The sequence below is a fragment of the Rhodococcus sp. NPDC056960 genome (genome assembly GCF_042674125.1).
In the GTDB taxonomy this organism is placed as follows: Bacteria; Actinomycetota; Actinomycetes; order Mycobacteriales; family Mycobacteriaceae; genus Rhodococcus_F.
On sequence record NZ_JBHURF010000013.1, the window covers coordinates 137,047 to 156,896 of the forward strand.

General features: G+C 67.2%; 24 protein-coding genes. 9 read left to right on the forward strand and 15 right to left on the reverse strand.

Annotated elements, in window-relative coordinates; translation table 11 throughout:
* The first annotated feature begins 25 nt into the window (after positions 1–25).
* From ACFTWF_RS21680 to ACFTWF_RS21690, 3 genes are read left to right on the forward strand one after another with little or no spacing between them, the layout of a single operon-like run.
* Positions 26–1,363 (forward strand): 2-hydroxyacyl-CoA dehydratase subunit D, encoded by a 1,338-nt coding sequence (locus ACFTWF_RS21680; protein ID WP_378463234.1) that lies wholly within the window; start codon positions 26–28, stop codon positions 1,361–1,363.
* Complete coding sequence (locus ACFTWF_RS21685; protein ID WP_378463235.1) at positions 1,363–2,298, forward strand: acyl-CoA dehydratase activase; 936 nt, start codon at positions 1,363–1,365, stop codon at positions 2,296–2,298. The genes ACFTWF_RS21680 and ACFTWF_RS21685 overlap by 1 nt, the downstream gene beginning before the upstream one ends.
* A complete protein-coding gene (locus ACFTWF_RS21690; protein WP_378463236.1) occupies positions 2,295–2,759 on the forward strand; it encodes an SDR family NAD(P)-dependent oxidoreductase in 465 nt (154 codons plus the stop codon). The genes ACFTWF_RS21685 and ACFTWF_RS21690 overlap by 4 nt, the downstream gene beginning before the upstream one ends.
* A 172-nt stretch (positions 2,760–2,931) precedes the next feature.
* Here the strand turns inward: ACFTWF_RS21690 and ACFTWF_RS21695 are convergent, their stop codons facing one another.
* A complete protein-coding gene (locus ACFTWF_RS21695) occupies positions 2,932–3,630 on the reverse strand; it encodes a GntR family transcriptional regulator (protein WP_378463237.1) in 699 nt (232 codons plus the stop codon).
* An 87-nt stretch (positions 3,631–3,717) separates the two neighbouring features.
* On the opposite strand from ACFTWF_RS21695, the gene ACFTWF_RS21700 reads away from it, so the two are divergent.
* Positions 3,718–5,133, forward strand: coding sequence for a CitMHS family transporter (locus ACFTWF_RS21700; protein ID WP_378463238.1), 1,416 nt, complete (start codon positions 3,718–3,720; stop codon positions 5,131–5,133).
* Positions 5,134–5,147: 14 nt separating this feature from the next.
* Entirely contained in the window at positions 5,148–5,552 is a 405-nt protein-coding gene (locus tag ACFTWF_RS21705) for a universal stress protein (RefSeq protein ID WP_378463239.1), read from the forward strand.
* Positions 5,553–5,633: 81 nt separating this feature from the next.
* Here ACFTWF_RS21705 and ACFTWF_RS21710 read toward each other — a convergent pair whose 3' ends face one another.
* The 5 genes from ACFTWF_RS21710 to ACFTWF_RS21730 form a co-directional block, all read right to left on the reverse strand.
* A complete protein-coding gene (locus tag ACFTWF_RS21710) occupies positions 5,634–5,999 on the reverse strand; it encodes a lactonase family protein (RefSeq protein ID WP_378463240.1) in 366 nt (121 codons plus the stop codon).
* On the reverse strand, positions 5,924–6,232 hold the full coding sequence (locus ACFTWF_RS21715) for a beta-propeller fold lactonase family protein (RefSeq protein WP_378463241.1): 309 nt from the start codon (positions 6,230–6,232) through the stop codon (positions 5,924–5,926). The genes ACFTWF_RS21710 and ACFTWF_RS21715 overlap by 76 nt, the downstream gene beginning before the upstream one ends.
* A gap of 94 nt (positions 6,233–6,326) precedes the next feature.
* Complete coding sequence (locus tag ACFTWF_RS21720; protein ID WP_378463242.1) at positions 6,327–6,794, reverse strand: cupin domain-containing protein; 468 nt, start codon at positions 6,792–6,794, stop codon at positions 6,327–6,329.
* A gap of 34 nt (positions 6,795–6,828) precedes the next feature.
* Positions 6,829–8,247: an NAD-dependent succinate-semialdehyde dehydrogenase gene (locus ACFTWF_RS21725; protein WP_378463243.1), complete on the reverse strand. Its 1,419-nt coding sequence runs from the start codon at positions 8,245–8,247 to the stop codon at positions 6,829–6,831.
* Positions 8,248–8,291: 44 nt separating this feature from the next.
* Positions 8,292–8,609 (reverse strand): putative quinol monooxygenase, encoded by a 318-nt coding sequence (locus ACFTWF_RS21730; RefSeq protein WP_378463244.1) that lies wholly within the window; start codon positions 8,607–8,609, stop codon positions 8,292–8,294.
* Between the two features lie 85 nt (positions 8,610–8,694).
* On the opposite strand from ACFTWF_RS21730, the gene ACFTWF_RS21735 reads away from it, so the two are divergent.
* The gene (locus ACFTWF_RS21735) at positions 8,695–9,747 is read left to right on the forward strand and encodes an Ldh family oxidoreductase (protein WP_378463245.1); all 1,053 of its coding nucleotides are present in this window, start codon (positions 8,695–8,697) and stop codon (positions 9,745–9,747) included.
* 197 nt (positions 9,748–9,944) lie between these two features.
* A complete protein-coding gene (locus tag ACFTWF_RS21740; protein WP_378463246.1) occupies positions 9,945–10,904 on the forward strand; it encodes a ScbA/BarX family gamma-butyrolactone biosynthesis protein in 960 nt (319 codons plus the stop codon).
* On the opposite strand, the gene ACFTWF_RS21745 is transcribed toward ACFTWF_RS21740, so the two are convergent.
* Positions 10,901–11,548: a ScbR family autoregulator-binding transcription factor gene (locus ACFTWF_RS21745; RefSeq protein WP_378463247.1), complete on the reverse strand. Its 648-nt coding sequence runs from the start codon at positions 11,546–11,548 to the stop codon at positions 10,901–10,903. The genes ACFTWF_RS21740 and ACFTWF_RS21745 overlap by 4 nt on opposite strands.
* A gap of 35 nt (positions 11,549–11,583) precedes the next feature.
* On the opposite strand from ACFTWF_RS21745, the gene ACFTWF_RS21750 reads away from it, so the two are divergent.
* Both ACFTWF_RS21750 and ACFTWF_RS21755 read left to right on the forward strand, forming a co-directional pair.
* Positions 11,584–12,561 carry an NAD-dependent epimerase/dehydratase family protein gene (locus tag ACFTWF_RS21750; RefSeq protein WP_378463248.1) on the forward strand — a complete coding sequence of 326 codons (978 nt, stop codon included), beginning with the start codon at positions 11,584–11,586 and terminating at the stop codon, positions 12,559–12,561.
* Between the two features lie 102 nt (positions 12,562–12,663).
* Positions 12,664–13,455: a hypothetical protein gene (locus ACFTWF_RS21755; protein WP_378463249.1), complete on the forward strand. Its 792-nt coding sequence runs from the start codon at positions 12,664–12,666 to the stop codon at positions 13,453–13,455.
* Here the strand turns inward: ACFTWF_RS21755 and ACFTWF_RS21760 are convergent.
* Genes ACFTWF_RS21760 through ACFTWF_RS21795 form a run of 8 tightly spaced genes read right to left on the reverse strand, consistent with a single transcriptional unit; the run spans position 13,452 to position 19,800 of the window.
* The gene (locus ACFTWF_RS21760) at positions 13,452–13,706 is read right to left on the reverse strand and encodes a HypC/HybG/HupF family hydrogenase formation chaperone (RefSeq protein ID WP_378463250.1); all 255 of its coding nucleotides are present in this window, start codon (positions 13,704–13,706) and stop codon (positions 13,452–13,454) included. The genes ACFTWF_RS21755 and ACFTWF_RS21760 overlap by 4 nt on opposite strands.
* Before the next feature lie 3 nt (positions 13,707–13,709).
* Positions 13,710–14,222 carry a hydrogenase maturation protease gene (locus tag ACFTWF_RS21765; RefSeq protein WP_378463251.1) on the reverse strand — a complete coding sequence of 171 codons (513 nt, stop codon included), beginning with the start codon at positions 14,220–14,222 and terminating at the stop codon, positions 13,710–13,712.
* Positions 14,223–14,229: 7 nt separating this feature from the next.
* Positions 14,230–14,349, reverse strand: coding sequence for a DUF6893 family small protein (locus tag ACFTWF_RS21770; protein WP_378463252.1), 120 nt, complete (start codon positions 14,347–14,349; stop codon positions 14,230–14,232).
* Positions 14,346–15,755 carry a hypothetical protein gene (locus tag ACFTWF_RS21775; RefSeq protein WP_378463253.1) on the reverse strand — a complete coding sequence of 470 codons (1,410 nt, stop codon included), beginning with the start codon at positions 15,753–15,755 and terminating at the stop codon, positions 14,346–14,348. Before ACFTWF_RS21775 ends, ACFTWF_RS21770 begins: the two co-directional genes overlap by 4 nt.
* On the reverse strand, positions 15,752–16,399 hold the full coding sequence (locus ACFTWF_RS21780) for a DUF6084 family protein (RefSeq protein WP_378463254.1): 648 nt from the start codon (positions 16,397–16,399) through the stop codon (positions 15,752–15,754). The genes ACFTWF_RS21775 and ACFTWF_RS21780 overlap by 4 nt, the downstream gene beginning before the upstream one ends.
* Positions 16,396–17,040 carry a DUF5947 family protein gene (locus tag ACFTWF_RS21785; RefSeq protein WP_378463255.1) on the reverse strand — a complete coding sequence of 215 codons (645 nt, stop codon included), beginning with the start codon at positions 17,038–17,040 and terminating at the stop codon, positions 16,396–16,398. Before ACFTWF_RS21785 ends, ACFTWF_RS21780 begins: the two co-directional genes overlap by 4 nt.
* On the reverse strand, positions 17,040–17,996 hold the full coding sequence (locus ACFTWF_RS21790; RefSeq protein WP_378463256.1) for a NifU family protein: 957 nt from the start codon (positions 17,994–17,996) through the stop codon (positions 17,040–17,042). Before ACFTWF_RS21790 ends, ACFTWF_RS21785 begins: the two co-directional genes overlap by 1 nt.
* A gap of 10 nt (positions 17,997–18,006) precedes the next feature.
* The gene (locus tag ACFTWF_RS21795) at positions 18,007–19,800 is read right to left on the reverse strand and encodes a nickel-dependent hydrogenase large subunit (RefSeq protein WP_378463257.1); all 1,794 of its coding nucleotides are present in this window, start codon (positions 19,798–19,800) and stop codon (positions 18,007–18,009) included.
* Positions 19,801–19,850: the final 50 nt, after the last annotated feature.

A 19,850-nucleotide genomic window follows, 5' to 3' on the forward strand; every position in this document is an offset into this window, starting at 1 on the left:
TAACCCACGTTCGAAGGAGTTCGTAGTGTCGATCGCAACGCCCCGAGACAAGACCAACCGATTGTCGAGCACTCGAGTCGGCGGAAAGATGACCGCCGATTACTGGGACAACATCTTCACCGCCAAGGAGCGTGGCAAGCACGTCGTCTGGTACAACGGTTCCGCCCTCAACCCCATCTTTCAGGCAGCGGGCCTCGAATGGTGCCACGGTGAGGCGTTCGCTGCCCGCCTCGCCGCACAGCACCTCGAGGAGCCGGCCCAGGCTGCTGGTTCCGAGTACGGCTATATCGGTGAGCTCTGCTCGTATGCCCGCACTCACCTCGGGTGTGCCGTCCTGACGCAGAAGAACGTCAACGAACGCGAGAGCGGCGTCGTGGGCATGCTCGACCAACAGGAACTCGCAGCCAAACTTCCCGCACCAGACTTCTTCGTCAACGGATATGCAGGCTGCAGCACCGGTCAGCAATGGGACGCGATGACGTATCGAGTCTTCGACCGAAAGCTCCCCATCTTCAACGTGTCGATTCCGATGCTGTGGGGCAACAAGCCGGACGCCGGATACATGCGCGGCGAAGAGTGGAACGAGGCCAGCACCTACGTGGAAGGCCAGCTGCGGGAATTGGTCAAATTCCTCGAGCAGCAAACCGGGCGACCGTTCGACTGGGATGCGCTGAGCGAGAGCATGTCCTACATCAAGAAGGCATCGCGACTGCGCCTCGAAGCGATGGAACTGTGCACGCTCGCCCCGACGCCGGCGACGTATTGGGACTGGGTCGCCAGCATCGCACCCATCAACTTCCTCCCCGGTAATCAGGCACTCGTCGACTACTTCGCGGGTGTGAAAGCCGAGATCCAGCAGCGAATCGTCGACGGCGTCTCCGCCGTCGCAAATGAGCGGTACCGCGTGTACTTCGACGGAATTATGAACTGGAACAAACTCGGATTCCTCACCCGCAAGTTCGCCGAGTACGACGTCGCTGTGGTCGCCGGTCGCTACACGCATGAATCCTTCTGGCAGGAACCGCAACTCATCGATGTGGACAATCCGCTGCGCGGGATGGGCCAGCATTACCTGCTGTGCCCACTGAACCACGGGCTCAAGAATCTTCAGGAATTGCTGCTCAAGCGCCTCGACCAGTACTCCATCGACGGTATCGCCTTCCACTCGACTCGCACGTGCCGCGCAATGACGAATCCACAGTCGATGCTGGCCAAGGCAGCCGAACGGGAACGCGGGGTCAAGTCGTTCGTCTTCGAGGGCGACGTCGCGGACGCTTCGTTCTACAACGATGAGCTGTTCGACAGCCGCCTCGAGGCGATGTTGGAGGCCATCGACGTGCAGCGGATGAAGACGCTGGTCTGATGAACTGGTACGTGATGGGCGTGGACCTCGGCTCGACGACGGCCAAGGCCACCGTCGTCGACCAGGACGGTGGCCTGGTCGGCTCGAGCGTTGTCCAGATGGGTGCCGTCAGTAGAGATGCGGTGACCCGCGCAATGAACCGGGCGCTGACGGCCGCAGATGTCACTCAGGACGACATCAGACGAACCATCAGCACAGGATACGGGCGCAAGCTCGTTCCCGGCGCCGACCGGTCGTTCACCGAGATCACCTGCCATGCGCGCGGAGCAGCAGCCCTGCACCCGGGGGTCCGATTGGTCATCGATATCGGCGGGCAGGACAGCAAAGTCATTGCGGTCGACTCCGACGGTTTGGTGGATCGCTTCGCCATGAACGATCGGTGTGCGAGCGGGACCGGGCGCTTCTTCGACGTGCTCGCGCGCGCACTGGAAGTCGATGTCGAGGAGGTGGGCAGTCTTGCGCTGGCGGGTGCCGACGGCCTGGAAGTCAGTAGCATGTGCGCCACCTTCGCCGAGACGGAGGTGATCTCCCTCCTGGCTCAGGGGCAAGCCAAGTCCGATATCGCCGCCTCCGTCCACAAAGCTGTTGCCGCGAGAACCCTCGGTTTGGTCGCCCAGGTCGGCAAGGCGACGCCGACCGTCATGACCGGTGGTGTCGCCCAGAATGCGGCAGCCAGGCATTACATCGAATTGGCATTACGCCACCCTCTCGAACTGCTCGAGCAGCCACAGATCGCAGGGGCCTACGGCGCCGGCCTTCTGGCACGGGACGAGTACGCAGGATCGGTCGCCCCGACCGAATCACGTGATGGCGCAGCCAAGCAGCAGCTGGCCGCACGGGCAGCGGGGATAGTTCCCCAATGCGCCGGTTGCGACGGGACCGCCGGTGACCACAGCCACGTCTCGATTCCGCTGACGGTACGGACCACGACATGAGCCCCGTGCGTGACTCCACGATCTTCATCGTGGGTGGTGATCGTGGAGCCGGTTTGCTGATTGCGCATCGACTCGTCGAACTCGGTGCGCAGCGCATCGGTCTGATCGGTCGCGATGTCGAGCAAGGTGAAATTGCGGCAAAAATGCTGTTCGAATCGGCGTCGGGTATTTGGGCGCTGTCCGGAGCCGGGGATCTGTCGTCGAACGAGGACGCCTGCCGGGTAGTGGCGGAACTCGCCGCGTCACTCGGCGATGCCGACATCCTCGTCTACTGTCTGCCCGGCGACAATGCCGTCTCTGACGTCGTACTGAAATCCATGCGTGCGCTCGGCCACGGAACCGTTGTGACCGTCGGCGGAACTTCGGAGTCCGATTCCGGCGGTGTCCGTATTCGATCGGTCGCACTCGACGAGGATCTCGTCGTCGCGAACGAGGTGCTCGCCCGACTGCAAGACAACTAGCGCACCTCTGCGTCAGACTCGGCATGACAGGTGAGAAGTGTCTTTTACCTGTGCGCCCCGGGCAGAGGCCTGATCCGCTGCGCACTACCTTGGCCCTTGCCCCGTTTCGCCGCCGCCTACCGCGAGCGATATGGTGTCGCACCGTCGGAGACATTGCGCCGCGCCTGATCTGTCAGGTGGTGATCAGCTGGATCGGCACGCCGGACCCGACAGGGTCGATGACGGCGTCGAGGATGGTGCGCTGAGTCTGGGTGAGATGGTTGGCACAGGCATCGGCTGCGGCGCCACCGTCGCGGTCGCGGATTGCCCGGCACATGGCGCGGTGTTCGGCGAGGGACGTCTCGAGCCTCTCCGGGCGGGAGTGCGCGATGGTACGCAGCCGTGCGCTGTGGGGTCGCAGCTCGCCGAGGGAGCGGGCGAGGTGTGCGTTGCGGGTGCGCGCGATGACGGCTTGGTCGAAGGCTTCGGCGAATTCATAGAACCGGGTCCGGCGTTCGTCGGACGGCTCCTGGCCGGCGAGAAGGTCGAACGCGTCGAGGATTTCCGCGAAGGCCTTCTTCGCCGGGGGTGATGCGTCGATGCCGTCGGCGACCATCCGCATCGCCGCCGATTCGAGCATCATCCGCAGTTCGAACAGGTCCCGCACCCCCTGGATCGAAATCGGCGCGACCCGGGCGCCCTGCCGGTCGATGAGTGAGACCAACCCTTCGGCCTCGAGCCGGAGCAGCGCCTGCCGGACCGGGGTCCGTGAGGCAGCGAAGCGTTCGCTGACTCCGATGACGCTCAGGGACTCCCCGGGCGACAGTTCTCCGGTGAGGATGTCCCGTTTGAGCTGCGCGTATACGAAATCGCTCTTGCTGTCGGCCGCCATGTATACATCATAACGAACACTATAGGACTCGATATAGTGCGCGATACGGTATACCGTGATGCACACCACTACAACGGAGGAAGTCCGATGCTCGTCATACTCGGCTTTTCGATGATCGCGGTATTCATGTACCTGATCATGAGCAAGCGCATCACTCCGGTCGCGGCCCTCATCGTCGTGCCGACCGTATTCGCCCTTTTCGCCGGAGCGGGAATGGGTTTCAGCGACATGATCATGGAGGCACTGCTCAAACTCGCCCCCACGGCGGCGCTGTTGTTCTTCGCGATCACGTTCTTCGGGATCATGATCGACGTCGGGTTGTTCGACCCGCTGATTCGGCTGATCCTCAAATTCGTCCGGAACGACCCGATGAAACTTGTCGTCGGCACGGCGCTGCTGACGTCGATCGTCTCGCTCGACGGGGACGGGTCGACCACATTCATCATCGTGACCTCGGCGTTCCTGCCGATCTACCTCAAACTGCGCATGAGCCCGGTGGTGCTGACCGTCGTCGCGGCCACCGCGAACGGGGTGCTGAACACGGTGCCGTGGGGTGGATCGACTGCCCGGGCCGCGGCCGCGCTGAACGTCTCACCGATCGACATCTTCGTCCCGATGATCCCCGCGATCGCGGCCGGCCTGGTCGCGGTACTCGTCCTGGCCTACTTCCTCGGTCGGAGCGAACGCAGGCGCGTGGGTCTGCTCACCCTGGACTCCGACACCGAAGCTGCAGAAGAAGCGGCGCTGGTGGGGGCCTCGGGCGGCACGGGAACGTCCACGTCCGGCACCGCTGCGGCGCCATCCCACTCCATCACCGGCGGTGGCGACGACGTCTCCGATTTCGCGGACCTGCCCGAGACCGGTGACCATCTCGAGCGGCCCAAGGCCCGTCCGAAGCTGGTGTGGGTCAACTTCGCGCTGACCGCCGCGGTGATGACGCTGCTCGTGCTCGGGACGTTCGCGCCGCCGGTGATCCTGATGCTCGGCGTCGGAATCGCCCTGATCATCAACTTCCCCCGGGTCTCGGAACAGGCCGATCAGCTCAAGGCGCACGCCTCCAGCGTGGTCTCGGTGGTGGCGCTGGTCTTCGCGGCCTCGGTCCTCACCGGGGTGCTCTCGGGCACCGGGATGGTCGAGGCCATGGCTCAATGGCTCGTCGACATCATCCCGACCAGTTTCGGCCCGCACCTGGCGGTCGTCGCCGGCCTGCTCAGCCTGCCGCTCACGTTCTTCATGAGCAACGACGCCTTCTTCTTCGGCGTGCTGCCCGTGCTCAACGAAACGGCCTCGCACTACGGTATTTCCGCGGAAGAGATGGCCCGCGCCGCGATCATCGGACAGCCGCTGCACACCTCCAGCCCCCTGGTCGCCTCGTTCCTGCTCCTGGTGGGCCTGGCGAAGGTCGAACTCGGAGACCACCAGAAGAAGGCGATCTGGCGTGCCTCCCTGGTCGGGCTGGTCATGCTCGTCGTCGGAATCCTCGTCGCCGCATTCCCCGGATAAGGACGGAACCCGCCATGAACTACGTCATCTTGCTCACCGACCGCCCGGAAAGCCACGGCGCACTCGACTGGACACTCGAGACCGCCGCAAAGCTCGCCGACGACCCGGCGGCGGTGACCGTGCACATCGTGCTCGCCGCCGGCGCCGATTCCCCGGCCGGCCCCAACTACACCTCCCCGGCACTCGCCACACAGGCCCGGAAGCGGCTCGACGAGACCGGCGTGAAGTACGAATTGCACGACGCCGAAACCGATCTCGCGGACCAGGTCGTCACCCTGGCGGCCGAGACCGGCGCCGCCCTCGTCTCACTCGGACTGCGTCGACGGTCTGCGGCAATGAAGCTGCTCCTCGGCAGCCACACTCAGCGCATCCTGCTCGACGCGCCCTGCCCCGTCGTGGGAGTCAAGGAACCCACCTGACCCTACGCAGCATGCCGCCCGCACCAGGAGATGGTGCGGGCGGCACGCTTTCGGAAAGTCCGCCGCGAGGAGGATCTGTGGTCAGGCGGCGACGAAGGTGATGCACGAAGGGGTGCCGGTGGTGATCGCATCCCCGTGGCGGTCCAGTCGGCCGGTTGCGTCGTCGAGGACGAACAGAACGATGTTGTCGTCCTTCCGGTTCGCCACATACAGGGCGCTACCGGCGGGGTCGAGCGTCATGAACCGCGGTTGGTGGCCTGCGGTGTCGGTGAACGACGGCGGCAGGAGTGATCCGACCGGACTGATGCCGAATACGGCGACCGAATCGTGCCCACGGTTGGATACGTAGACGAATCGACCGTCGCGGCTGATCACGATCGCGGCGGCGGTGGATTCCCCGCCGACGTCGGCCGGCAGCGTCGACAGGCTCGGCCCCGCGGTCGCCACGGCACTCTGCCGGTCGTGTGGTAGACGGTGACCTGGGACGACAGTTCGTCGACCAGGTAGAACGCCGGCAGATACGGATGATGGGCCAGATGCCGGGGCCCGGTTCCGGGTGCGGTGAGCACCGGGTCGCCGAGGGGCGACACGGTGCCCGAACCCGCGCCGACGGCGACCGCGCCCACCGCCCCGGCGCCCGCGGCGAGGAACGCCCGCCGACTCCACCGCGGCCCGGTCACCGCGCCGGCTCCGCGGTCAACCCGACATCGAGGCCGGCCACTTTCCACACTATGGGTGTCCTCGTCTCCGATGCGTCTTGCGCTGGGCGGATGGTCAGGTGAGGTTGGTGCCGTGTTCCTCGTCGATACGGGTGGTCACCCCGGTGGCGACGATGGTGCGGTTCGCGTCGACCGAGGCGTAGGTCCAGAAGATGTGCAGTTCGTCGGTGTCGGACGTGTTCTGGAAGAAATGCGCGATGCCGGCGGGGATGAACGAGTTGTCGCCGACGGTGACCGGGTACTCGACGCCGTCGATGTGCGCGACCGCCGAGCCCCTGATGATCAGCACGGACTCGTCGCAGTTGTGGATGTGTTCGGGGATCGCGGCGCCGGGTCCGAACATGGTGATGCCGTTGAGGAAGTCCTTCGCGCCGACCTGCTGGGAGACCAGCGGGATGGTGCGGGCGCCGCCGCCGCGCTGACGCGGGGTGATCTCCCCGGACTTCAGCACGACGGCGGGGCGCCCGTCGTCCCCGGCCGATGTCGTCACGAGGTGCCCGGGGGCGGGATCGGTGGTGGTCAAGAGAGGTCTCCTTCGGAAGTGGTTGCGGGAAAAACTATTCGGAAACCGGTGCCTGGGATCCCGGTTCCTTCATCGCCCACCAGGTGCGGACATTGACGAATTCCCGGATCCCCGCCGAGGCGAGTTCGCGGCCGTAGCCGGAGCGTTTGGTGCCACCGAACGGCATCCGGGCATCGGACGCGACGACGGAATTGATGAAACACGCCCCGGACTCGATGCGCCTGCCGACCGCGATCGCCGCCTCGACGTCGGTGCCCCACACACTCGCACCGAGCCCGAAACGGGTGTCGTTGGCCACCGCGACCGCCTCGTCCGGCCCGTCGACCGCGATGATCGCCGCGACCGGCCCGAACGTCTCCTCCTCATACACCGACATCCCCTTGCGGACGTCCCCGAGCACGGTCGGCGCGTAGAAGAACCCGTCCGTGCCCTCGAGTGCAAGCCCGCCGTGCAGCACGGTGGCACCCTGCCCGACGGCGGCCCGCACCTGCCGGTCGATGCCGTCGAGCAGGTCCCGGCGGGCCATCGGGCCGACGTCGGTGCCGTCGATCTCCGGGTCGCCGACCTGCAGCCGGCCGACGTGGTCCACGAATAGCCGGGTGAACTCGTCCACGATCGAGGCGTCGACGACGAACCGCTTCGGGGAGATGCAACTCTGCCCGGCGTTGAGGAACCGGCCCCTCGCGGCGAGCGCCGCCACCCGCGGCAGGTCGGCGTCGGCGAGGATCACGAACGGATCGGAACCGCCGAGTTCGAGGACGGACTTCTTGATCTCCCGACCGGCCAGCGAGCCGACCGCGCTGCCGGCACGTTCGCTGCCGGTGATGGTCACCGCCCCGATCCTCGGGTCGGCGATCAGACGCTCGGTGGTGGCGGGCACGTCCGGTTCGGCCACCAGCAGCGCCGTGAACAACCCGTCCGGCAGGCCCGCCGCGCGCAGGATGTCCTCGCTCTCGACCGCCGACCCGGTGGTGTTCGGGGAATGCTTGAGCAGGGCGGCGTTGCCGGCCATCAGCGCGGGGGCAGCGAACCGGAACACCTGCCACAACGGGAAGTTCCACGGCATGATCGCCAGCACGATCCCGACCGGCTCGTAGGAGACCCAGCTGTCGTCGGCGGACGTCGCGTAGGTCTCGTCGGCGAGGAAATCGGCGGCGTGATCGGCGTAGTACTCGAGCCCGACCGCGCACTTCTCCACCTCGGCCCGGGACTCGACCAGCGGCTTCCCCATCTCCCGGGTCACCAGCAACGCCAGCGAATCCCGGCGGCGGCGCAGCTCGGCCGCCGCCGCGCGCAGCACCTCACCGCGAGTCTTGAAATCCTCACCCGCCCAGGATTTCTGCGCGGATGCGGCAGCGTCGACGAGAGCGTCGATCCGCTCCGGCGACATCGCCGCATAGGTGGCCAACGGTTGGCCGGTCGCCGGGTTGACGGTGGTGATCGATGCGGTCATGAGCGAGTCCTTCTCAGCGGTGGGGGTGGGTCGGGCAGGGTGAATCAGGCGTGTGCAGTGTCGGTTTCGCTGATGTGCACGTCGCCGAAGGTGTTGACCTGACTGCCGGGAACGAGGCACTCGTCGGCGCCGGCCCGCCAGTCCGCGAAATGCGGGGCCGCCTTGTGCTGGGCGAATGCTTCGGCGTCCCGGTAGATCTCGTAGAAGAAGAAGTGGTTGCGCTCGGCGGCGTGCTCGACGACGTCGAAGCGCAGGCACCCCGGCTCGTCCCGCACCGACCGCAGCGCATTGTCGGCGATCACGGCCAGGAACCTGTCCCGCTTGTCCGGCTCGACCTGCACCGACACGATCAGACTCAGCATGGGTCTCCCTTGAACTCTTTCGTGCATCCGTCTTGGTATGTCATAGTGTATACCGTAACGTATCGATTAGGAACGGGGAACCGACATGAGTGATGTCCGCGTGAAGCCCGAGGCTCTGGCCGCCTTCGGCTGCGAGGTACTGGAGAAGATCGGCGTGCCTGGCGACGACGCAACCCTGGTCCTCGACAGCCTGGTGCAGGCCGACCTGTGGGGCCACCAGTCCCATGGAGTTCTGCGCCTGCCCTGGTACGCGGCCCGATTGCAGTCCGGGGCGATGACGACCGTGACCAGCCCGGAAATACTCGTCGACGGTGGAGCCCTGCTGCTGCTCGACGGCCGCGCCGGCATCGGGCAGGTCCTCACCGACACCGCCCGGCGGGAGGCCGTCGCCCGCGCCCGCACCCACGGCGTCGGCGTGGTCGGGGTGCGCAACTCCAACCACTTCGGCACGGCGATGTACTACACCCGCCGCGCCGCCCAGGACGGCTGCGTGTCCATCCTGACCACCAACGCGAGCCCGGCGATGGCGCCGTGGGGTGGACGCGACAAGGTCCTCGGCACCAACCCGTGGTCGATCGCCGCCCCGGCGCCCTCCGGCTCAGGGGTCGTCGCGGTCGACATCGCCAACACGGCCGTCGCGCGCGGCAAGATCTACCTCGCCCGCAACCGGGGCGAGCAGATCCCGTCCACCTGGGCAATGGATTCGGCCGGGCGCGTCACCACCGACGCTGCCGCCGCTATCGACGGGGTCATCCTCCCGATGGCCGGGCACAAGGGCTACGCCATCACGTTCATGATGGACATCCTGTCCGGGGCGCTCACCGGAAGCCACACCGGAACCCGTGTCCGCGGACCCTACGAAGCCGACAAGGCCAGCGGCGCCGGACATCTGTTCATCGCCGTCGATGTCGCCGCGATGGGCTCGACCACCGCGTACCTCGACTCCGTCGGCGAACTCATCGACGAGGTCAAGAACACCCCGCTCGCCGAAGGCGCCGAGGAAATCTTCTACCCCGGCGAACTCGAAGACCGCGCCGAAGTCCGCAACCTCGATGCCGGCGGCGTGGTCCTCCCCGATCAGACCCGCACCGATCTCGAAACCCTCGGTGCCCGGATCGGAATCACCGCGGACTTCTGACAGCGCGACACCGCACGGTCGGCACGGCGCACCGCGCAACACGATCTCCGCGCAGCCCATCGAGGAGCCGGCTTCGGAACAGCTCTCCAGCAGCTGACCGCCGGCAGGCCTCCCCCCATCACAAACCGCTCGGTCTGTGTTCTATAGTTCGGGCGGTCCGCGGCATCGGGCCGACCGGTTCTGTGGGGAGTGGGGTTGTGGCGCGAGTTTCCCTGCCGGTTTCCGATGCGCATCCCCCGCTGTCGTTCGAGCGGACCGTGCCGCGCAGGTATGTGCATCGGCAATCGGTGTCCGAGGTCTTCCTCACCGACTGCGTCCCGCTGCGGGTGCCGGACCGGTTCGTTCTCGCAGCGCAGTGGCCCCGCCTGCACGGCTTCTATCGGACTCGCGGCGGGCGCTACGACACCATGCTGTTGGCGGAAACGCTCCGGCAGGCCGCGATCTACCTGGGTCATACCCGCTACCGCGTCCCGTTGCCGAACCGGTTCGTCATGCAGCACCTGCAGGTTTCCGCGACGCCGGATGCGCTCGCGGTCGGCGGCGCGGCTGCCGACGTGATCGTCGAGGTCGACGTGTCGCGGCACGCCTACCGGGGCGACGCGCTCGCCGCGTTCCGCGTCGACCTGCGGTTCCGGCACGGCGGGCAGCAGGTCGGCTTAGCGACCGGTGACGCGGCCGTCTTCCCGCCGCCCGCGTACGCCCGCGCCCGCTGGGGTGATCTCGGGCCACGGACCGTCGGGGCGCCTCGATGCCCGGACCCGCTCCCGTCCGGTCTGGTCGGTCATCTCGACGATGCGCACGTGGTCCTGGGACCGCAGGTCGCGCGGGACGAGTGGGAACTGCGGGTCGACACCGCGCACCCCGTCCTGTTCGACCATCCGTGTGATCACATTCCGGGGATGCTCCTGCTGGAGGCGTTTCGGCAGGGTGCCTGCGCCCGGCTCGGTTTACCCGACGTGCACCTCGAATCGCTGGGCGCCACCTTCGTCCGATTCGCCGAACTCGACGAGCGGACGACGATCCGGCTGGACGTGCTCGACGACGATGCAACGTCGGTGCGGGGATCGATTCGGCAGGGCGGCGTGGCGGTCGTCCGGGGAGCCGCCGCGCTGGCCGCCACCGTCCCTAGTGTGGTGAACGCGTGCCCGCGGGTCTAGTCGTCGTCGACGGGTATCCAGCGTGCCCGGCGGATCCGGGCGATGTCCTCGTGCCGGGCCGTCGGCATGACTCCGGGAAGCAGGAACCCCCACATGTCGTCGACGCGCAGCTCGAGGTCCGTGCGCTGCGTCAGCACCTGGGAGACGGTCTGCACACCGGTGAAGGCGCCGATGACGAACCGCGCGAATCTCGGCGGGTCGATGTCCGCACGGAGGTCGCCCTCCTCGACGGCCCGCTTGGCGAGCATCTCGCAGCTGTTGATCCAGTCGAGGTAGGGGTCGGCGGGCCCCTGATCGTCTGCACTGAGTTCGAGGGTGATCCGGATGCCGGCGCGCACCACGGGATCGTGAATGATCTGCCGGGCCATCTCGTGGCAGAGCATCACGATCTGTTCGATCGCCGACACCTGTTCACGGCCGATCGCCTCGACGGACGCGATGGAGATCCGATGCTGCTCGGCGATGATGAAACGAGCCAGATCCTCTTTCGAGCGGAAATGGAAGTACAAGGCCCCCTTCGTGATTCCGGCGCTCTCGACGATGTTGCCGAGCCGGGCTCCTTCGAACCCCGACTTCTCGAACATCTCCGCCGCCCCGCGGACGATCTGCTGTCGGGTCGCCGCAGCACGCGCCTGCTGAACCACGTTCACACCTTTCCCTGCCGCACGAGAGAAGAACGATGACGATGCAAGGACGGAACACTCGCCCGTTGCCCGGAGAGACGGTACCAGCGTCGACGCTGCCGGAGAACGGTCGAACACTGTCGACCCCGTTACGTGTCGCGGTCGTGGGAGCCACGGGGTTCGTCGGATCCGCCGTCGTGACGGCGTTGGTGGCGGCCGGAATCCACTGCATCGCGGTCGCCCGGGGCCCGCGGCACCCGGACGTTCCGGGCGTGGTGTTCGCGCGCGCGGATCTGACCGACCCGGAGAGTCTCACCGCGGCGCTCGCCGGAGCCGATGTGGTGATCCACGCCGCGTCCTACACCGGCGACGACGCGGCGCAGTGCGTCCCGGTCAACGTCGACGGCACCGAGAATCTCCTCGCCGCCGCGGCCCGGAACGGCGTCAGCCGGGTCGTCTACATCAGCACGATCGGCGTCTACGGTCCCGGACCGCACAGTGGTATCGGCGAGAACGCGGCCGTGCCCACACCCGTCTCCGCGGTGAGTGCGAGCAGGCTGAGCGCCGAACAGCGGGTCCTCGCCCAGGGCGGCTGCGTCGTCCGTCCCGGGTTCGTCCACGGCCCCGGCGATCGCTGGTTCGTCCCCGGACTGGTCCGGATCCTCGGGACGCTGGGGGCCTGGATCGACGAGGGGCTGTCCCGGGTCTCGATCATCGCGGTGACCGACCTCGCCCGGCTCGTCGCCGGCCTCGCCGTGCGGTCGCCCGCGCACCCCGGTGCCGTGTTCCACGCCTGCCACCCTGATCCGGTGACCGTCCGCGAACTCGGGCAGGCACTCGCGGACGCGGGACTGCTGGCGCTACCGGCCACCAGCCTCACCTTCGACGAAGCAGTCGAAGCCGGCGCCCGGCACGGCCTGACCGAACGGCACCTAGACCTGATCGGCCGCGACCACTGGTACGACCCCATCCGCATCTGGGCCGCCACGGGCACGGCCGCAGACCACAGCGCCCTGCACCGATTCCCGACCTGACGGATTCTCCGTCGCACGGAACGTTCCGTCTTCGTCCGCCGCCCCCGCACGAGGTGTATACCCAGATTGAGGATCATGTCCCCCACCTGACGGAGTGTCGAGATGGCCCTTCTCGCCGAGATCATCGTGGACACCGAAGGCGACAGCCGGGTAGTGGTGCTGTATCCGGTGATGTGGCTGTTCGTCGCGGTCCTGGTCACGTTCGTCGTCACCCGGGTCATCACCCGCCGGATCCGCGCGAAGACGGGAGCGACTGACGCGGACGAGCCGGAGCCGGAGGGCGGTCTGATCGGCGACATCACCGTCGGCGGCGTGCACGTCCACCACCAGGTTCTCGGGATCCTCCTGATGACCCTCGCCGGAGTGGCGCTCATCGCCACCACCCCGGAGGGCACGGCGCTGAACATCTTCGCGGCGGCGTTCGGGGTCGGCCTCGCGCTCACCTTCGACGAGTTCGCGCTGTGGGTGCATCTCGACGACGTGTACTGGAGCACCGCCGGCCGGAAGTCGGTGGACGCGATCTTCTGCGCGCTGATGATCACCGGCCTGATGATCGGCGGTGCCGAACTCGTGACCGGACGGATCGGCACCGCCGAATGGTGGGGGTCGATCGGGTACCTGTTCGTCGCGCTCGGCATCTCGGTGATCTGCCTGCTGAAGGGCAAGTTCGTCACGGGGATCGTCGGGGTGGTGTTCCAGCCGGTCGCGATCGTCGGCGCGATCCGTCTGGCCAAGCCCGACTCGTGGTGGGCGGTGCGCCGCTACCGGACCAGGCCGAAGCGGATGGCCCGCTCCGAGGCACGATTCGACGAGCGTTACCACGCCCGCTGGAACCGGGCACGCGACTTCGTCGCCGGGACGCCGGACCCCCATCACGCCGGCACGCAGCACTAGCCGTCGTCGGCCGTCCGCGAGCGCCCCATCATCTCCAGCCCCGCCATCGCCTTCTCCGCGCCCGCCTCGTCCACCTTCTCCATGGCGAAACCCATGTGGATGACGATCCAGTCGCCCGGCTCCAGGCGGACGTCCTCGGGGAGCATCCCGACGTTCACCTTGCGTTGTTCGCCGACGACGTCGACGAGCGCGAGCTGGTTTCCGTAGCCCTCCAGCATGCGCACCACCCGACCGGGGATTCCGAGACACACGATTCAGCCCTCCGTCCCGTCCGGTAGCACCGTGGCAGCGGAGTCGGACGCCAGCAGTTGATCCACGATCTCGAACACGGCGTCGACGGCCGGTCCGACGGCGGCCTCGACCCGCGGCGACAGCCCGATCCCTTCGTCGGTGGTCGCCACCTGACAGCCGAGCACCACGGTCCGGGGCGGGGTTCCGCCGAGCGCGCGCAGACTCGCGAACACCGCTGCCGGATCCATGCTGTGGGCGTCGAGCGGCGCCACCGGACCCGCCTCGGGCCCGACCTCGAACACGCGCAGCGCACCGGGCTCACCGCGATCGGGAACTGCGTCCACCAGCAGCAGCGCACCCCACCCGTCGAGCAGCTCGTACGCCAGATGCGTTCCGCGGATCCCGAAATCGACGGCACGGACACCCGGCGGCAGCGACCTCGCCGCGACACCTCGCAGCACTTCGGGTCCGAAACCGTCGTCTCCGAAGAAGATGTTGCCCACACCGGCAACCAGCAGTCGCCTGTCCACCGTCACGCGCAGCTCACATCTGCCGCATACGCAGATATCGCTTGATGTCGGGAATCGAGATGATGGCGACCGCCACTCCGGCGACCGCGACCAACGCCAGCGCAGCGGTGGTGGCCTCTCCGAGAATCTTCATGATTGTTCATCCTTTCCGGTGTCGGCCGATACGGGCTCCACCTCGTCCGGGGCAAAGTACAGATACCGTCCGTACCATTCGTGCAACTCCGAGGCGGGGTCGTCGATCATGACGACGCCGACGTGAGTGCCGCCGTCCACGTCGGCGTGCACGGTCACGACCCGAGCCAGCTGTCCCGCGAAGAAGAGGTCCTGGGCATCGGCCCGGCGCGACGGGTGGATCCGCACCACGGTGCCCTTCGCCACCCGGACCCCGTTCACGATGACGCCGTCGACGTCGGGACGGACGGCGGTGTCGGCGTCCGGGTCCCACCACGGCACGTCGTCGGTCAGTTCCGGGACGAGCCCCATGTCGGGCAGGCCGCGCTCGGCGACGTCGGGGTCCGGGAAGTGCGGGTTTCGCAGCACGCCGTGCATCTGGGCGAGCGTCGCCGGCGACATCTGCTCGCAGCGGTCGATGATCTGGGCGGCCAGCGGGTCGGTGGCGCGGGCCTGCCGCTTCTCCTCTTCGGTGAGCGTCATGACGCGGAGGGTGAGGATCTCGTCGATCTCGGTGGCGTCGAACAGGGCTCCGTCGCTCTGCTCGGCCACCTCGGGGTGGTCGTACAGGATGATCGGTGACACCAGTACCAGGTCCGACTCCCCCGGCAAGCCGGCGAGCACGGGGTAGCACCGGTGCTGCACACACGTGCTCGCCAATTGCTCGGCCTCGGCGGGAGGCTCGAGGAGCGAGACGAATTCGCTGTTCTCGGCCGCCAGGATCAGGTGCGCCCCGATCAACGAGTGCCGGATGGCCGAATCCTTCGACCACGTGCCGATTGCGTCGATCTTCACGTTCGCGGTCGATACCCGCAGCAGGTCCAGTCCGCCGTGCCGGTCGCTGCCCACCCGCACGACCGCGCGCAGCGGCCACCGGGTCCGCACCACGCGCCCGGCGACGGTCCCGTCCGCCTCCCGCAGCTCCTCGACGTCCACACCACCCTCGACGTCGACGTCGAGCCGGCAGTCCTCCAGCTCCCCCGCCGGGTACACCGTGCCCAGATCGATCTCGCGTTCCACCGCCTCGTCCCAGCTGAGCCAGCTCGTTCCCGCGACGGTCAGTTCGTCGACGGGCACGAAGTCCGGCGATCCGTCGACCGCGCGCTCGACGCTCCGCACCTGAAGCTGCAGGAATCGGACGGTGACGTTCACCCCCGCACGGTCACCGGCCCGCATCAGCGTCTGGCAGGACATCCGCGGGTCCTCACCGACCCCCGACTCCATCGCCCCGGGCGGCCCGAGCACTCCGAACTGCCACCGCGACTGATTCTTCGACGAGCTCGCGCGATACGGATACAGCAGGTAGCCCTCGTAGAGCACCGCGTCGGCCACGGCACGCACACGCTGCAGGGACGCCGGGGAGATCACGCGATCACCTCCCCGGCTCCCTGCAGCAGGTCTGCGATGGCGACGTCGAGGCCGATCAGGCCGTGCGCCGCCTTGTACCGCGCCAGCGCGGCGAGCGTGTCGTGGTCGAGACGCACCCACCCCGTGTTCGGGTAGTGCGCCTGGACGAGTTCGCGCCACACGGCGACCGGCAGGTCGAACGTCGACTCCCGGTCCCAGGGGATTCGTTCCACCCCGAAACCCGCGACCCCCCGGGTGAACACCGTTCCGCTGAACAGAAACACCAGCAGCACCGTCGATCCGGCGCCGTCCAGGGCGTGCAGATACTTCGAGGCGGTCACCTCGAAGTCGTACGTGCACGGCAGCGGCAACTCCACCACGCTCGACCCGGTGAATCCCTGGGCCACGGTGCTGGTCTGCATCCACTGGAAGGGTTTCAGGGTCGACGTCCACCGCTCGCGGGGCCCGAACAGATCGAGGAGGCCCTCCGCCTCGGCGTCCGTGTACCGGCGGCGCTGCGGGTCGATGCGCACCTGGCACCGGACGGCCATCGCATGCACGACGGCACCCGTCGACTCCGTCACCGCCACGCGCGCAGTGAGATTCGGCGCAACCGCGAACGGCTCCGGAAACACGTCCTCGACGTGGAACGACAACTCGGTCACGTCGGCTCCTTCGCGACGCGACTACGCGTACGCACCGTCTCGAAGAACGTGTCGATGACCCGGCGCGCGTCCTGGCCGCCGTCGAATCCCCGCCACACCTGCCGCAATTCACCGACCAGCTGATAGCAGGCATCGATGGGGACGAGATAGCACTCGGGGTCGCCGTCGCCGTGCTCGGGAACCCTCAGCAACAGCGCCTCGGTATCGGCGGCGAGCTGGCCGAGCGCCGGATTCGCGGCGAGCACACCGTCCCAGGCGTCGAGCGGAAGCTCCGATTCGGTGGCGCCCGCCGGGCCCGGATAGAACGCGACGGTCTTGGCCAGCAGCGAGTTCCGGAACACGAACGCGAGCCCGACGGGGATCTCCAATTCGTCCCAGCGTCCGGGTGCGAGGTCGAAATTCGGAAACGACAGGTAGCGTTCCGGGACGGCCCGGAAGCGCAGTTCGGCGTTCTCGTCGGTGAACAGCAGATAGCACCCACGGCACACGCACATGAGCTGCCGGTCCTGCACGTTGACCACGTGCTGATGGGCGTCGGCGATCGGTTCGGCGCACATGTCGCACCGCTCCCCGACCACCGGTTTCGGCCGCTCGGACGCGATGCGCTGCAGAATCCGCAGCCCGTTACCCGACGGGCTCATCACGCCACCTCCGCGGCGGGCACCGCGACGGAGACGACGCCGTCGCGGACGAGGACCGGAAGCGGCGCCAGTGGCTCGGCGTCGGCGTCGCCGTCCAGCCGGAGACCCGCACGGCGGGGGTCGAAGTGCGCCCGGCACGACGGGCAGCGCAGCACCGCGTCCCCGACCTGCCCGCCCGCCTTCCGCTGCAGGGTGGCGCCGGCCAGTGAACGGGTGCAGGCGGCGCACCGGTCCCGGTACGCGAACAGCTGCTCCCCGATCCGGCACACCAGGATCGGCAACCCGGCCACGGAGAACCCGGCGACCTCGCCCGGCGTGAGCTCCTCGAGTTCGGGAGCCGACACCCACGTCCCGGTACCACCGGTTCCGTCCGAACCCTCCGAATGCACATGGGAGAAGAGCGATTCCGCGGCGATCAGCCCGGATCCGGCCGCGGGTGTCGCACCCACCACCTCAATGTCGACGGTTTCCGGTGCCGCGGCGAGGACCGCGTCCTTGACCGCGAGTTCCAGCGTCACCGCCGACGACGGGCAGCTCTGACAGCTCCCGGTCAGCCGCAGCCGCACCACCCCGTCCATCACGCCGAGCAGTTCTACGTCACCGCCGTGGGACCCCAGGTACGGGCGGACGCTGTCGAGTGCGGTGGCCACCCTCGTCTCGACGTCGTGCGGATGAAGTCCGTTGACCAGCAGCAGGCTGGCCACGAGTTCGTCGGCGGCCAGCCTGTCGACGAGGTCGTCGTCGCGGTCGCCGATGATCTCGAGGATCCGCTCCAACCCGGCGCCGTACAGTTCGACGACCTCGCGGACCAGTTGTTCGGCACGCTCACGCGCCACCGACCCGCCTGTCGAACTCGCGTCCAGCAGGCTGTCGATGCGATCGCCGGCTGTCCGCCACCGATCGGGGGCTTCCTCTACTGCGTCACTCCCCCACGTCTCCGATCCAGCACTCTCCATGCGTCCCTCGTCACTCGCCGGTCACGGACTGGGTGGGCGAATGCAACTTCTCCAGCGTCTTTCCCTCACCCAGGTACATGTGCACGCCGCACGGCAGGCACGGATCGAAACTGCGGACGGTCCGCATGATGTCGATCCCCTTGAAGTGCTCGCGGTCGTTCTCCTCGAAGATCGGCTGGCCCTGCACCGCGTCCTCGTACGGTCCCGGTGTCCCGAAGCTGTCCCGGGGGTTCGCGTTCCACGGGGTCGGTGGATACGGGTGGTAGTTCGCGATCTTGCCGTCGCGAATCACCATGTGGTGCGACAGGACTCCGCGCACCGCCTCCGTGAAGCCGCAGCCGATGCCCTCGTCGGGGACCTCGAACTTCTCCCACGTCTTGGTGTGCCCGGCCCGGATCTCGGCGATCGCCTTCTCCGCGAAGTGCAGCGCGCACGCCGCCGCGTAGGCCTGGAAGTAGGTCCGCGCCCGGTCCCGCTCGATCGTGTTGCTGCCGTGCTGCGGAATCTTCCATTCCAGCTCGACCGGGCCCTTCAGCGCGGTCTTCGGCAGGTTGATCTTCACGCTGTGCCCCGTCGACTGGACGTACCCGATGTCGACGAGCCCCGCGAGGGCCGTGCTCCAGAGCCGGGCCAGCGGGCCGCCACCGGTGTCCAGCGCGAGATGATCGGTGCCGTCGAACCACCGCGGCGACATCACCCAGCTGTACTTGTCCTCCATGTCGCGTTTCTGCGGGTGCGGATTGGTGTGCTGATTCCACGGATGCCTGCGGTCGATCGGGTTGCCGAGCGGATCGTTCTTCACGAACATTTCCTGGTCGGTCCAGTCGTCGTAATACGAACTGCCCAAAAGGATTCGGATACCGAGATTGATGTCGACGAGCGACGTCGTCACCAGTTTGCCGCCCACGACGACACCCGGTGTCACGAACATGGCCCGCCCCCACTTCTCCATGTCCTTGTAGGAGAAGTTGCACACCGCCGGATCCTGGAACGACCCCCAGCAGCCGAGCAGGGTGCGGCGCAGGCCGACCTTCTCGTACCCGGGCATCGCCTCGTAGAAGAAGTCGAACAGGTCGTCGTGCATGGGCACGACCTTCTTCATGAACTCCACGTACCGCATCAGCCGCGTCGTGTAGTCGGTCATCAGCTGGATCGTCGCCACCGTGCCGACACCACCCGGATACAGGGTGGACGGGTGCACGTGCCGACCTTCCATGAGACAGAACATCTCTCGCGTCCACCGGCTGACCTGCAGGGCCTCCCGATAGAACTCACCCGTGAACGGGTTGAGCGAGCGCATGATGTCGGCGATGGTCTTGTAGCCGTGCTCGCCGGCGTGCGGCGCCTCGGCCTTCTCGGCCTGCGCGAGTACCCCCGGATTGGTCTCGGAGACCATCTTCTCGCAAAAGTCCACACCGACCAGGTTCTCCTGGAAGATGTTGTGGTCGAACATGTATTCCGCGGCCTCGCCGAGGTTGACGATCCACTCACCGATATTCGGGGGCTTCACACCGTAGGCCATGTTCTGCGTGTAACACGAACACGTCGCGTGGTTGTCACCACAGATGCCGCAGATACGGCTCGTGATGAAGTGGGCGTCGCGGGGATCCTTGCCCTTCATGAAAATCGAATAGCCCCGGAAGATCGACGAGGTGCTGTGGCACTCCACGACTTCCTTCTGCTTGAAGTCGATCTTCGTGTAGATACCCAGGCTGCCCACGATGCGCGTGATCGGATCCCACGCCATCTCGACCAGGCCGTCGGATTCGGACTTGTGCGAGGGTTCCGGAATGATCGTTGTCATCGACGTGCCTCTCAATGCTCCACGGCTGGGGTTCGAGGTCGGCGGACGCC